Origin of the sequence: Xanthomonas sp. F10 (assembly GCF_014206815.1) — a bacterium.
In the GTDB taxonomy this organism is placed as follows: domain Bacteria; phylum Pseudomonadota; class Gammaproteobacteria; order Xanthomonadales; family Xanthomonadaceae; genus Xanthomonas_A; species Xanthomonas_A indica.
This window is the reverse complement of record NZ_JACHNP010000001.1, coordinates 644,261-657,677: the sequence shown is the minus strand read 5'-3', so window position 1 is coordinate 657,677 and position 13,417 is coordinate 644,261. Positions and strand designations below refer to the sequence as shown.

Below are 13,417 nucleotides of genomic sequence, written 5' to 3'. Positions count from 1 at the left end.
AACTTGCATGGCTCCCTGCGCTTGACTGCGCAGCGCAGTGCAGGGCGCGCGCGGCCTCCCACCCACCCATTGGCCGATGCCATGCCCTCCACCACGATCAACCGCTATGGCGTGCCGCTGGCCTTGCTGCTGCTGTTGGGCATCAGCGGCGGCGTGCTGGTGGGCAGCCAGCGCTTCCTGGCCGATACCGCGGCGGTGCAACGCAGCCACCGGGTGATCGCCGAGATCGACGGCCTGCAGCTCAACCTCGCCGACTGCGATGCCTCCCTGCGCGGTTTCCTGCTGCTGGAAACCCACGAACACCTGGTCGATTTCCAGCAGTGCCAGCGCGCGCTGCCGCCGCGGCTGCAGCAACTGGCCACGCTGCTGCAGGACAACCCGGCCCAGCAGCAGCGGCTACAGGAGGTCCGAGTCCAGATCGAGACGCGCATGCGCGACAGCGCACGCGCCGTGGCCCGCTTCCAGGGCAAGGGCGCGGGCATGGTCAAGCCCGACCCCGAGCGCGCGCGCCACGGCCGCGCGCTGTCGCAGGCGATCCGCCGCAACACCGACATCATGGTGCGCAGCGAGCGCGCGGCGCTGGCCGACAGTGCCCGCTCCACCGCCGCCAACGCCGACCTGCTGCGCCGGCTGGCGGTGGTCGGCATCCCGGCGGTGTGTGCGCTGACCCTGGTGCTGTACCTGCTTTTGCGCCGCGAGATCGGCCGCCGCAGCCAGGCCGAGCAGCGTGGTCACCAGACCAACGCGCTGCTGGTGGGCACCGTGCAGCAGATGCAGCGCACCGAACAGGATCTGCGCACGCTCAACCGCTGCAGCCGCGGACTGCAGAGCTGCATGCAGGCGGACGAGGCGGTGGAGGTCGCGCGGCAGGCGCTGGAACGCCTGCTCGGCGATGCCGGCTGCAGCGTGTACTGCACCGACGCGGCGGGCGAGCAGGCGGTCTGCGTCGCACATTGGGGCGAGGACGCGGTGTGTGCGCCGACGCTGTCGCTCGGCGGCTGCGAAGGCCTGCGCAGCCGCGCCACCCAGATCCAGCGGCCCGGTGCCGCGCCGGCCTGCGCCCACGCTGGCGCGGCGCGGCATGGCACCTGCGTGCCGATGGTGGTGCAGGGCGAGGCGCTGGGCCTGATCCATCTGTCCAGCCGCGATCCGACCGTGCTTGAGCGCCTGCCGCTGGTCGAGGTGGTGGCCGAACAGCTGGCGATGGCGCTGCACAACCTGCAGTTGCGCCAGCGTCTGCGCATGCAGTCGATCCGCGATCCGCTGACCGGGCTGTACAACCGCCGTTACCTGGAAGAATCGCTGCTGCGCGAGCTGGCCCGCTGCGAGCGCCGCGAGCAGCCGCTGGCGCTGATGATGCTGGACCTGGACCACTTCAAGGCCCTCAACGACCGCCTCGGCCATGCCGGCGGCGATGCCTTGCTGGCCGCGTTCGGCCAGTTGCTGGCCGGGCTGGTGCGGCCGGAGGACATCGCCTGCCGTTATGGTGGCGAAGAGTTCACGGTGATCCTGCCCGGCGCCGCCGCCGACGTGGCGCAGCGCCGCGCCGAGCAGATCCGCGCCGCGGTGGCGGACCTGCAGGTGCAGCACCAGGGCCAGGTGCTGCCACCGGTGACCGTGTCGATCGGCGTGGCCGCCTACCCGGACCACGGCGGCAGCACCGAGGAACTGCTGCGCTGCGCGGACGCGGCGCTGTACCGCGGCAAGCGCAGCGGCCGCAATCGCGTCGCCGCCGCCGGCGACGTGCCGCTGCGCGTCGTCGAGGCCTAAGCGCCTCCTCCATCGCCACGCATGCCGCGTCGCGGCATGCACGGGTCGGCGATCGACTCAGAACGACCAGCTGAAGCTCAGCGTCCCGCTGCGCGGCTCGCCCCAGGCGCCGTAGCCGTAGATCTGCGCGTAGTAGCGCTTGTCCAGCAGGTTGTTGAGGTTGAGCTGCACCGAGAACGCCGGCGACAGGCGGTAGCGCGCGAAGGCGCTGACCAGCGCGTAGCCGCTCTGCTCGAAGCGGCCGTAGGTGGCGTCGACGTAGTAGATGCGGTTCTGCCAGTTGACGCCACCGCCGAAGGTCAGTTCGCTCAGGCTGCGCGGGGTGTAGCTGCTGTAGAGCTTGAGCGTGGTCTGCGGCAGCTGGCTGTTGATGTCGGCGCCGGCGGCATCCTTGGCGACATAGCGCGAGGCGCCGAAGGTGGCGTTCCAGCCCGGCGCCAGTTCGCCGTTCAATTCGAACTCCACGCCGCGGCTGACCGTGCCCTGCGCGGCGATGTAGGCGGTCTCGGTGGTGCCCTGCACGAATCCGCTGGTGGCCTGGGCGACGTTGTCCTGCTCGATGCGGAACACCGACAGCGCGGCGTTGAGGCGGTCGTCGAACCAGGCGCCCTTGACTCCGGCCTCGTAGCTCTTGCCGATCACCGGGTCCAGGTAGGCGCCGCTGGCGGTGCGCGCGGTCTGCGGCTGGAAGATGTCGGTGTAGCTGGCATAGACCGACCAGACGTCGTCGAGCGTGTACACCAGGCCGGCATAGGGCGTGGTCTTCTCCTGGTGCAGGACGTAGCCCACCCCGCCCTCGCTGCCGTCGACCTTCCAGTCGGTGTAGCGCGCGCCCACGATCAGCTTCAGCGGATCGGCCAGCGACAGCCGCGCCGCCGCATAGCCGGCCTTCTGGGTGACGGTGCCGCGGCTGAACTCGCTGATCGGCGACCAAGCCGGTTCTTGATAGTTCCCGTTCCAGCCTAGATAGGTAGGTAGCGTCGCGTATTCGGAAGGAAACCCAGTGGCTGGGTCGTAAGACTTGACCGGGAAATCGGACGCGCCGGTGTTCACGTAGCGGCGGCGGTTGTAGCTGACCCCGGCCATCAGCTCGTGCTCGCGCCCGCCCAGCTGGAACGGGCCTTCGGCGTAGGCGTCCAGGCCGTCGACCTTGCGCCCGATGATGTAGTAGCCCGAATACGGCACCACGCCGGCGCCGGTCTGCCGGTCGAAGCCGTAGATGGTGTAGTACGGGTAGAACAGCTTGTCGGTGACGTCGGTCTGGTCGTGGGTGGCGTTGAGCTTGAGCTGCCAGCCGTTGCCGAAGGCGTGTTGCAGGGTGGCGAAGGCGCGCTTGCTGGTGGTGTCCCAGAACGTCCAGTCGGCGGCCGGGTTGAACCAGCGCGGGTAGTCGGTGCGGCTGCCGTCGGCATACCACAGCGGGAAGCCGCCCCAGGTGACCCCGTCGGAGTGCTTGTTCTGGTAGTCGTAGCCCACGCTCAGCTGCGTGTCCGGGGTCAGGTCGGCATCGATCACCGCATAGCCCAGCGACTTGCGCTGGCTGTAGCGCTGCACGTACGAATCGGTGTCCAGGTAGCTGCCGATCACTCGTGCGCGCACCGTGCCGCTGGCGTTGAGCGGGGTGGTGACGTCGACCGTGGAGCGGGTGCGGCCCCAGCTGCCGGCGCTGACGGTGACGCTGCCGGTGAGTTCGGCGCTGTCGGCGTGCTTGCGGATCAGGTTGACCGAGGCCGAGGGGTTGCCGGCGCCGGTGAGCAGGCCGGTGGCGCCGCGCACCACCTCCACGCGGTCGTACAGGGCCAGGTCCAGCGCCGAATCGCCGTAGCTCCAGTTCTGCACCATCGTGGTCGGGATGCCATCGAACTGGTAGTTGTCGATATAGAAACCGCGCGCGTAGAACTCGAAGCGCTCGCTGTCCGAGCGCGTGCTGGACACGCCGGTGGTGTTCTCCAGCACGTCGATGATGTCGTCCAGGCCCTGATCCTCGATGCGCTGGTGGCTGATGATGCTCACCGACTGCGGGATCTCCCGCGGCGCCAGCGTGAAGCGGGTGCCGGCACTGGTCTTGCGCACGCTGTAGCCCTCGGCGCGCTCGCCCTTGACGCTGATCTTGTCCAGGGTGGTGACATCGCGCTCGGCGTCGTCCGCACCGTCGGCGGCGGACGCGGCCGGGGTCGCGGCGAACGCCGGCACGGCGGCCAGCAGGCAGGCCACGGCCAGGGCCGAACGGCGCGGAAAACGACAGGTGGGGGCAACACGGGACATCGCGGACTCCAAGGCAGCAGGCAGGGCCGTCGCTGGCGCGGATGCGGCGCCGGGCGACGATCGAGGGTGAGCTGGCTTGGCGTGTGGGCCCGCACGCCGAGGTGGCGGGCTGCGGGACAACGGCGCTGGCTGGCGCGGCCGCGGCGCCGGGTCCCCAGGGGGCACCCGGTGCGCGGGAAGAACAGGGGCGGACGAGCGCGCCCGTCCGCCGACAAGTGTACCGGCGGTCAGAGGCTGGGACCATGTCGGCGCCGACATAAACGCTGCGCGTGGGTCGGATGAAGGGCGAACCCGAGCCGCCGCTGTGAGCGTGGCGGGCCAGCGTACGCGTGGCGTGGCCAGTGCAGGCGGCGCATGGCGCCCGCGCATGCTGCGCGGGCGCGTCGTGCGTGGACTACCCCTGCTCGCGCCGCGCGTCCGCCGCCGGGCCGCGCGCCATGCTCGAGAACACGCCGTCGCGGCGCACCCAGGCATGGAACAGCGCTGCGCACAGGTGCGCCAGCACCGTGGCGAACAGCAGATAGGCCAGCCAGCCGTGCGCGCTGCGCAGCCAGGCGTACAGCGCCGGGCTGTGCGGGGCGATCGGCGGCAACTGCACGCCCGGCCACAGCACGATCGGGTAGCCGCCGGCCGAGAGCATCGACCAGCCGAGCAGCGGCATCGCCAGCATCAGTGCGTACAGCAACCAATGCGAGGCATGCGCGGCCGCTTTCTGCCAGCGCGGCAGGTCGGCCGGCAGCGGCGGCGGGCGGTGCCGCAGGCGATTGCCCAGGCGCACCAGCACCAGCAGCAGGATGGCGATACCCAGCGGGCGATGCAGGTCCAGCAGCCAGGGCCGCTGCGACACCGAGGCGACCATGCCCACGCCGACGAACAGCATGGTCAGGATCATCGCCGCCATCAGCCAGTGCAGCACGCGCGCGAGCAGGTTGAAGTGCGCGGAGCGGTCGTGGCGGTTCATTGCGCACCTCCGTGCGGACGGCCGGTGGCGTCGGGCGCCTGGCCGCGGGCGATCTCGCGCTCGCGGCGGTTGAAGGACTGCGAATACACCGCCGAGCGCGCGGCCAGGATCGGGTCGCCGGAGCCGGCGATGCCGCGCGGCAGGATCAGTGGATCGTAGTTGAGGTCGCGGCATGGCCCGGTGGCCTGCGGCTCGGCATGGTCCAGCACCAGGGTGCCGGCGACCACCTGTGGGCGGTCCTGCGGCCAGGGCTGCGAGGGGTCGTCGACCGGATCGCCGGGTGCGGCCACGGTCAGCACCAGGTCCCAGCGCAGCGGGCCGCGCGCCAGCCGCGCCTGCAGGTCTTCGCTGAGGAAGTCGGCATCGGCCTTGGCGCGTTGCTCGGCCGACAGCGGTGCGAACGGGGTCTGCGGGCGCATCGACCAGCGCACCGCGTGCGTGCTGCCGTCGGCGGCGGTGAAGCGGAACGCGTTGACGCCGTTGTACTGGGTGTTGGCCCAGCTATTCGACCATGGCGCGGTCTTGGCCCATTCCTGGAACTTCTTTGCTTCCGGGTAGCGCTGCAGGAACGCCGCCATCTTCGCCGGGTCCGGCTTGCCGGTGGCCGGGTCCGGGCGCGCGGCCAGGGTCTGCGCCATGAAGCCCTCGGGGCTGGCGACCACGAAGAACGGGAAGCTGTTCATCGCCGTGCGCCACTCCTGGCCGTCGTCGCTGCGCAACTGCAGCGCCATGCTGCGCACGCGGGCGGCGCCGTCGGCGCCATGCGGGTCGCCACCGCCGATCGACAGGCGGCCCAGCACCGGCACCGAGGCCTGTGCGAACACCCGCGCCGAGGACAGCGCGCTGCCCTGGCCGTTGCCCTCGAAATAGCCGCTGACGCACACGCCCTTGCTATGCGCGCGGCGGAAGCCCGGATGCGGCGGGCCGCCGGCTTCGATGGCGTCGGTCATGCGCTGCGCGGTCAGCCGCTGCGGGCCGCCCAGCCAGCCGGCGCTCCAGGCGAAGGCGGCGGCGAGCACGGCGGCGATCGCGGCGATGGCGGCCAGCGCCGGCCAGGGCCGCCGGCGCGGCGGCGTGGGATCGGGACGGGACATGGGGCGGCTCCTGTGGCGAAGGCGAAGGGAGGGACGCGGTCGGGCGCGCGACAGGCGCTAGCAGACACGGTCGGGCATGAACGCGGTGCAGTCGTGGCGGGCCGCGCGCGGCCGGCGGCCGCAGCGTGCCATGAGCGGCGGCGGCACGACCACGGCGGCATCATCGACCCTGCGCATAGAATCGCCGCATCTTGCGGGCAGGGAGTCGGCGATGGCCGGTGCGATCGGGTGGGTGCTGGTGGGGCTGGCGTTCCTCGCGCTGGGCGGGGATTCGATCGTGAAGGCCGCCTCCGGCCTGGCGCAGCGCTGCGGCGCCTCGCCGTTCGTGGCCGGGTTGCTGCTGGTGGCCTTCGGCACCTCGTTGCCGGAACTGGCGGTCAATGCGAGCGCCTACGCTGCCGGCGCGCAGGACCTGGCGCTGGGCAACGCGGTCGGCAGCAACCTGGCCAATCTCGGCCTGACCCTGGGCCTGGCCGCGCTGGCGGCGCCGCTGCTGCTGCGCACGCGCCTGCTGCCGCCGCTGCTGGTGCTGCTGACCCTGGCGACGCTGGCGCTGATCGGCTTCGGCCTGGATGGCGCGATCTCGCGCGCCGAAGGTGTGGCGCTGCTGCTGGCCTTCGTCGGCGTGGTCGCCTTCCTGCTGCTGCGCGCGCGCCACGAGCCGGCCGCGCGCCAGCTCGGCGTGTCCGGCTACGCGGTGACCCGCACCGGGCTGGTGCTGAACCTGCTGCGCCTGCTGATCGCCCTGGTGCTGTTGAACGCCGGCGCCAATCTGGTGGTAGAGCACGCGCCGCGGCTGGGCGCGGCCTGGGGCCTGTCGCCGTTGCTGGTCGGCCTGCTGCCGGTGGCGATCGGCACCGCGCTGCCGGAAGCGGCCGCCGCGGTGGCCGCCGCGCGCCGTGGCCAGGGCGACATGGTGGTCGGCCACGTGCTGGGCTCGAGCCTGTTCAATCTGCTGGTGGTGATCGGCGGCATGGCGGCGCTGCGGCCAGTGCCGTTGCCGGCCTCGTTCGTGCGGCTAGAATTGCCGGCGGCGATCGCGCTGGCGGTGGTGCTGTACCCGATGCTGCGCGGCGACATGCGGCTGAGCCGCGGCGAAGGCGCGGTGCTGCTGGTGGCGTTCCTGGCGTGGGTGGGGCTGGAGCTGGCGTTGGTAGTGTGAGTAGCTGGGAGTGGGGATGCGTGGTGACCAGCCTGCGGCTGCTGAAAGCGGGGATTCGAAAAAAGTGGCTGGCGTCTGCCGCAGGAGCGGCTCTTGTCCCCTTGTGTGGGATCAGCCGCGACGGAGCTGTCGCGGGAACGCCCGGTCGCGGCTGAAGCCGCTCCTACGAGGTACCCGATGTGCTACGGCCCGTCTGGCTGCTCCGGCGGCGGCAGGCCTTCCTGCTCGGCATGGTCGCTGCCCGGCACCTGCGGGCGCTGTTCCAGCATCAGCGACAGTGCCGCCTTGGCCATCATGTGCGCGCTGATCGGCGCGGTGATGAACAGGAACGCGGTGATCAGCAGCTCGCGCGGCTGCGGGTCCTGGCCCAGGAACAGGTGGTAGCCGACCGAGGCCAGCAGCACGCAGCCCACGCCCAACGTGCTGGCCTTGGTCGGCGCGTGCAGGCGCTTGAAGAAGTCCGACAGCTTCACCAGCCCCAGCGCGCCGACCAGGATGAAGAAGCAGCCGACGATCAGCAGCAGCGACAGCCCCACCTGTAGCACGCCGATCATTCGACGATGTCCCGGCGCAGCACGTACTTGCTCAGCACCACGGTGCTGCCGAAGCCGAGCATGGCGATGATCAGCGCGGCCTCGAAGTACACCGGCGAATCCAGGTACATGCCGAACAGCATCAGTTCGGCGATGGCGGTCACTGACAACGTGTCCAGCGCCAGGATGCGGTCGGGCACGGTCGGCCCGCGCAGCAGCCGCCACAGCGCCAGCAGCATCGCCAGCGCCACCACGTGCATGCACACCACGATCGTGGTCTCGATGAACATGTGGCTGTTCATGGGAAGATCTCCATCAATGGTGCCTCGTAGCGCGTCTTGATCTGCCGGATCACGGTCTCGGCATCGTCCAGGTGCAGCACGTGCACCAGCAGGTATTTGCGGTCGTCCGACAGCGCCGCCGACACCGTGCCCGGGGTCAGGGTGATCATGCTGGTCAGCGCGGCGATGCCGTGGATGTTGGCGATGTCCAGCGGCACCCAGATGAAGCCGGGGTGGATGCGCTTCTCCGGGCCGAGCACCTGCAGCGCCACCACCACGTTGGAGCGCACGATGTCCCACGCCGCCACGCACAGCATTTTCGGCACCGAGCGCAGCGAGCCGATGCGGGCGAACTCGCGGTCCAGGCGCGCGGCGAACAACGGTACCGCCACGCCCAGCCCGGCGCCCAGCAGCAGTTGGCCGAGACTGAAGCTGTCGCTCATCAGCAGCCAGAACGCGATGACGGTCAGGCTCAGCGGCCAGGACGGGAACAGGCGGCGCGACCAAGGACGGGCGGACATGTCAGGGCTCCCGCAGGATCGGCGCGGTGGCGCGCAGCTGGGTGGTGTAGTCGGCCGGGCGCAGCAGTTGCGCGGCGGCGGCTTCGCTGTAGCGCAGCAGCGGCCCGGCGGCCACGGTCATCGCCACGCCGTAGCCGAGCAGCAGCACGGTGGCGGCGGTTTCCAGCGGCCGCGCCGGCGCCTTGCGCGGCGCCGGGCGCGGCACTTCCACGGTGCCGTCCTCGGCGGTGTCCTGATCGCCGGGCACGCGCCAGAACAGGCGCACGCCGCCGCGGGTCAGGCCCATGATCACCATCAGGCTGCTGAGCAGCACCGCGGCCCACACCGGCGCGGTCAGCCCGCCCGGGGTCGCGCTGAGGATCGCCACCTTGGCCAGGAAGCCTGACAGCGGCGGCAGCCCGGCCACCGAGATCGCCGCGATCAGGAACAGCACGCCGGGCACGGTCTTGCCCGGCAGCGGCGCGATGATCTCCTTGCGGTCGCTGGCGCCGCCGCGGCGGCGCCGGATCAGGTCGGCGATCATGAACAGCGCCGCGGCGACGAAGCTGCTGTGCGCCAGGTAGTACAGCCCGGCGCCGAGCGTGCCCGGCGCGTCCAGGGCGAAGGCCACGAACAGCGTCGCCGCCGACACGATCACCAGGTAGCCGATCAGCACCCGCAGGCGTACCGCCGCCAACACGCCTAGCGCGGCCAGCAGCAACGTCGCCAGGCCCAGCCACAGCAGCCAGTCGCGGCCGTAGCCGTCCAGCGCCTGCGCCTGGCTGCTCAGGATCAGCGTGCTCACCCGCAGCACCGCATACAGGCCGACCTTGGTCATGATCACGAACAGCGCCGCCACTGGCGCCGGCGCGCGCGCATAGGTCTCCGGCAGCCACAGGTACAGCGGCAGCAGCGCGGCCTTGGCGCAGAACACCAGCAGCAACAGGCCGAACGCGGCCTTGATCAGCGCCACGTTCTGCGGCGGCGCCTGCGCCACGCGCTGCGACAGCTCGGCCATGTTCAGCGAGCCGAGCAGCGCGTACAGCAGACCCAGCGCGATCAGGAACACGGTGGAGGAGGTGACGTTGAAGACCACGTAGTGGAAGCCCACGCGCAGGCGCAGGCCGCGCCCGCCGCTGAGCAGCAGGCCGTAGGAAGCGATCAGCATCACCTCGAAGAACACGAACAGGTTGAACACGTCGCCGGTCAGGAACGCGCCGTTGAGGCCGACCAGCTGGAACTGGAACAGCGCATGGAAATGCGGTGCGCGCCGGTCCCAGCCGGCGCAGGCGTGCAGCAGGCAGGCGCCGGCGAGCAGGGTGGTGGTGGCCAGCATCCACGCCGACAGGCGGTCGGCCATCAGCACGATGCCCAGCCGCGAGGGCCAGTCGCCCAGCAGGTAGGCGTGGACCTGGCCGTCGCGCACCTGCACGCACAGCGCCAGCACCGCCGCAGCCAGCGCCGCCATCGCGGTCCAGGCGACCACGCGGCGCACCTTGCGGCCGTAGCGGCGGTGCTCCACGAACAGCGACAGCGCCGCGCCGAGCAAGGGGATCAGGATCGGCAGGATCAGCAGATGGGTCATGGCGCCTCCCCGTCGGCGGGATCGGGGTCCGGGCGCGCATCGACGTGGTCGCTGTGGTTGTCGCCGCGGCTGCGCATCGCCAACACGATGCTGACCGCGGTCATCGCGAAGGCGATCACGATCGCGGTCAGCACCAGCGCCTGCGGCAGCGGATCGGCGTGTTCGGCCAGGGTCGGGGCGATGCCGTCGCGCAGTACCGGCGCCTTGCCCTGCACCAGTCGGCCGCCGGCGAAGATCAGCAGGTTGGTGGCGTAGGACAGCACGGTCATGCCCAGGATCACGTCGAAGCTGCGCGCGCGCAGCAGCAGGTACACGCCCACCGCGGTCAGCACCCCGATCGCGCTCGCCAGTGCCAGTTCCATCAGGGCATCTCCCCGGTGATGGCTGACCGCCGCGCCGGATCGATCTGCCCGCGCTGCGAATCGCGGGTGCGCGAGGGCTTGATCGTGCCCATCATCGACAGGGTCAGCATGGTGCCGCCGAACACCACCAAGTACACGCCGGTATCGAAGATCAGCGCGCTGGCCAGCGGCACGCTGCCGACCAGCGGCACCTCCAGGTCCAGATGGCCGCTGGTCAGGAACGGCACGCCGAACAGCATCGAGGCCATGCCGCCGAGCGTGGCCAGCAGCAGGCCCAGGCCGATGCAGCGGATGTAGTCGAAGCCGAAGCGCGACTCCACCGAGGCCGCGCCCTGGATCACGTATTGCATCAGCAGCGGCACCGCCAGCACCAGCCCGGCGATGAAGCCGCCGCCGGGCGCGTTGTGGCCGCGCAGGAACAGGAAGATCGACACGGTCATGGTCAGCGGGAACATCAGCTGCGCCAGGTCGGCCGGCACCGGCAGCTTGATCGGCGGCCCGGGCATGACCTTCTCCGGCGCCATCCGCGCGCGCCGCAGCAGCGCGTGCACCACGAGCGCGGCGATGCCGAACACGGTGATCTCGCCGAAGGTATCGAAGCCGCGGAAGTCCACCAGGATCACGTTGACCACGTTGCGGCCATAGGCCTCCGGCAGCGCGCGCTGCAGCAATTCGCCGGCCATGGTCGTCGCCGGCAGGGTCATCACCGCATACGCCAGCAGCGCCATGCCGCCACCGGCGGCGATCGCCAGGATCGCATCGCGCCAACGCCGCCAACGCCGCGGCTGCGGTGGCGAGGCCTTGGGCAGGTAGTTCATGCCCAGCAGCATCAGCACCAGGGTGACCATCTCCACCAGCAACTGGGTCAGTGCCAGGTCCGGCGCCGACAGGAACACGAACACCAGGCTCACGCCCAGCCCGCTGCCACCCAGCACCAGCACCGCCAGCAGCCGCTGCCGGTACAGGAACAGCGTGGACAGCGCGCAACTGAGGATCAGCAGCCACAGGCCCCAGCCCAGCAGCGGCATGCCCTGCGGCGCCGGCCACTGCTGCCACAGCGGCGCCGCGCGCAGCAGCGGTGCGGCGGCCACCACCACCGCGGCCAGCACCAGCCAGCGCAGGCTGCGCTGCAGGCTGCCGTTGGCGAGTACGCGGGTGAAGCGCGCGGCCAGGCCGAACAGGGTCTGCACGTGCCAGTGGAACACGCGCTTGCCCAGCGAACGACTGACCTCGGTATACAGCGCGGTCAGCCGGCGCAGGCCGAAATACAGCACGACACCGCCGACCACGCCGGCGATGCTCATCGCCAGCGGCGCGTTCCAGCCGTGCCACACCGCCAGGCTGTAGTCGGGCAGGGCATCGCCGAGGATCGCGCCGGCGGCGGCGCGCAGCACCGGCGCCACGGTCAGCGCCGGCACGATGCCGACCGCCACGCACACCAGCACCAGGATCTCCACCGGAATCTTCATCCAGCGCGGCGGCTCGTGCGGCATCGCGTCCAGGTCGCGCGGACCGCGGCCGAAGAAGGTCTCGTAGACGAAGCGCAGGCTGTAGGCCACGCCGAACACGCCGGCCAGCAGTGCCGAAGTCGCCGTGAACACGCGCATCGCCGCCGGGCCGTCGGCGCCCAGCGCCTCGGCGAAGAACATCTCCTTGGACAGGAAGCCGTTGAGCAGCGGGATGCCGGCCATCGACAGCGAGGCAGTGATCGCCAGCGCGCTGGTGATCGGCATCCAGCAGCGCAGGTTGCCGAGCCGGCGCATGTCGCGGGTGTGGGTCTCGTGGTCGATGATGCCGGCGGCCATGAACAGCGAGGCCTTGAACACCGCATGGTTGAGGATGTGGAACACGCCGGCCACCACCGCCATCGGCGTGGACAGCCCGAACAGCATGGTGATCAGGCCCAGGTGCGAGATCGTCGAATACGCCAGCAGGCCCTTGAGGTCGTGCTGGAAGATCGCGAACCAGGCGCCGGTGAGCAGGGTGATCGCGCCGATGCCGCTGACCGTGTAGAAGAACAGGTCGCTGCCGGCCAGCGCCGGATGCAGCCGCGCCAGCAGGAACACGCCGGCCTTCACCATCGTCGCCGAGTGCAGGTACGCCGACACCGGGGTGGGCGCGGCCATCGCGTGCGGCAGCCAGAAGTGGAACGGGAACTGCGCGCTCTTGGTGAAGATGCCGAGCAGGATCAGCCCCAGCGCCCACGGATACAGCGCACTGGCGCGGATCACCTCGCCGGCGGCGAGCACCGCGTCGAGCTGGTAGCTACCGACGATGCGCCCGAGCAGCAGCACGCCGCCCAGCAATGCCAGGCCGCCGCCGCCGGTGATCACCAGCGCCATGCGTGCGCCGTCGCGCGCGTCCTGGCGGTGCGACCAGAAGCCGATCAGCAGGAACGAACTGATGCTGGTCAGTTCCCAGAACACCATCAGCAGCAGCAGGTTGCCGGCGATCACCATGCCCAGCATCGCGCCCATGAACAGCAGCAGGCAGGCATAGAAGCGCGCCGCGTTCTCGCGCGCGCTCAGGTAATAGTGCGCGTACATCACCACCAGCGCGCCGATCGCCAGCACCAGGCCGGCGAACATCCAGGCGAGGCCGTCCAGGCGCAGCGAGAACTGCAGGCCGATCTGCGGCAGCCAGGCGTGGTCGGCGCGGACGATGCCGCCTTCGAGCACCGTCGGCGTCAGCGCGCCCAGCACCGCCAGTCCCGCCAACGGCGCCAGCGCCGCGGCCCAGGCCAGGGTGGCGCGCGAGCGGTGGCGCAGGGCAACCACGGCCACGGCCATCAGGAACGGCAAGGCCAGCAGGAGGTCGAGGGCTGGGATCATGCAGGGAATACGAGATTCGCGAGCAGGAGCCCGAGTGTAACAGGCGCATCACGGCGGTGGCCGGCGCGGGGAC

11 protein-coding genes are annotated in these 13,417 nt (G+C 70.8%); 2 read left to right on the top strand and 9 right to left on the bottom strand.

Features of this window, described 5'->3' with window-relative positions; all coding sequences use genetic code 11:
* The first annotated feature begins 81 nt into the window (after nt 1–81).
* Nucleotides 82–1,770 carry a diguanylate cyclase gene (locus FHR56_RS02935; protein WP_160946105.1) on the top strand — a complete coding sequence of 563 codons (1,689 nt, stop codon included), beginning with the start codon at nt 82–84 and terminating at the stop codon, nt 1,768–1,770.
* Between the two features lie 57 nt (nt 1,771–1,827).
* On the opposite strand, the gene fhuE is transcribed toward FHR56_RS02935, so the two are convergent.
* The 3 genes from fhuE to FHR56_RS02920 form a co-directional block, all read right to left on the bottom strand.
* Nucleotides 1,828–4,035, bottom strand: coding sequence for a ferric-rhodotorulic acid/ferric-coprogen receptor FhuE (gene fhuE, locus FHR56_RS02930; RefSeq protein ID WP_160946106.1), 2,208 nt, complete (start codon nt 4,033–4,035; stop codon nt 1,828–1,830).
* Between the two features lie 394 nt (nt 4,036–4,429).
* Nucleotides 4,430–4,996: a cytochrome b gene (locus FHR56_RS02925; RefSeq protein WP_160946107.1), complete on the bottom strand. Its 567-nt coding sequence runs from the start codon at nt 4,994–4,996 to the stop codon at nt 4,430–4,432.
* Nucleotides 4,993–6,090, bottom strand: a complete 1,098-nt coding sequence (locus tag FHR56_RS02920) for a catalase family peroxidase (RefSeq protein WP_160946108.1) — start codon at nt 6,088–6,090, stop codon at nt 4,993–4,995. Before FHR56_RS02920 ends, FHR56_RS02925 begins: the two co-directional genes overlap by 4 nt.
* Nucleotides 6,091–6,301: 211 nt before the next feature.
* On the opposite strand from FHR56_RS02920, the gene FHR56_RS02915 reads away from it, so the two are divergent.
* Nucleotides 6,302–7,252 (top strand): calcium/sodium antiporter, encoded by a 951-nt coding sequence (locus FHR56_RS02915; protein WP_160946109.1) that lies wholly within the window; start codon nt 6,302–6,304, stop codon nt 7,250–7,252.
* Between the two features lie 182 nt (nt 7,253–7,434).
* Here the strand turns inward: FHR56_RS02915 and FHR56_RS02910 are convergent, their stop codons facing one another.
* The 6 genes from FHR56_RS02910 to FHR56_RS02885 are packed head-to-tail and all read right to left on the bottom strand — an operon-like array spanning nt 7,435 to nt 13,344.
* Nucleotides 7,435–7,806 carry a Na+/H+ antiporter subunit G gene (locus FHR56_RS02910; RefSeq protein ID WP_019797517.1) on the bottom strand — a complete coding sequence of 124 codons (372 nt, stop codon included), beginning with the start codon at nt 7,804–7,806 and terminating at the stop codon, nt 7,435–7,437.
* Nucleotides 7,803–8,087 carry a K+/H+ antiporter subunit F gene (locus tag FHR56_RS02905; protein ID WP_019797516.1) on the bottom strand — a complete coding sequence of 95 codons (285 nt, stop codon included), beginning with the start codon at nt 8,085–8,087 and terminating at the stop codon, nt 7,803–7,805. Before FHR56_RS02905 ends, FHR56_RS02910 begins: the two co-directional genes overlap by 4 nt.
* Nucleotides 8,084–8,587 carry a Na+/H+ antiporter subunit E gene (locus FHR56_RS02900; RefSeq protein WP_160946110.1) on the bottom strand — a complete coding sequence of 168 codons (504 nt, stop codon included), beginning with the start codon at nt 8,585–8,587 and terminating at the stop codon, nt 8,084–8,086. The genes FHR56_RS02905 and FHR56_RS02900 overlap by 4 nt, the downstream gene beginning before the upstream one ends.
* 1 nt (nt 8,588) lies before the next feature.
* Nucleotides 8,589–10,151 (bottom strand): monovalent cation/H+ antiporter subunit D, encoded by a 1,563-nt coding sequence (locus FHR56_RS02895; protein WP_160946111.1) that lies wholly within the window; start codon nt 10,149–10,151, stop codon nt 8,589–8,591.
* Nucleotides 10,148–10,513: a Na+/H+ antiporter subunit C gene (locus tag FHR56_RS02890; protein WP_017908199.1), complete on the bottom strand. Its 366-nt coding sequence runs from the start codon at nt 10,511–10,513 to the stop codon at nt 10,148–10,150. Before FHR56_RS02890 ends, FHR56_RS02895 begins: the two co-directional genes overlap by 4 nt.
* The gene (locus FHR56_RS02885) at nt 10,513–13,344 is read right to left on the bottom strand and encodes a monovalent cation/H+ antiporter subunit A (RefSeq protein WP_160946112.1); all 2,832 of its coding nucleotides are present in this window, start codon (nt 13,342–13,344) and stop codon (nt 10,513–10,515) included. The genes FHR56_RS02890 and FHR56_RS02885 overlap by 1 nt, the downstream gene beginning before the upstream one ends.
* Between the last annotated feature and the right edge of the window lie 73 nt (nt 13,345–13,417).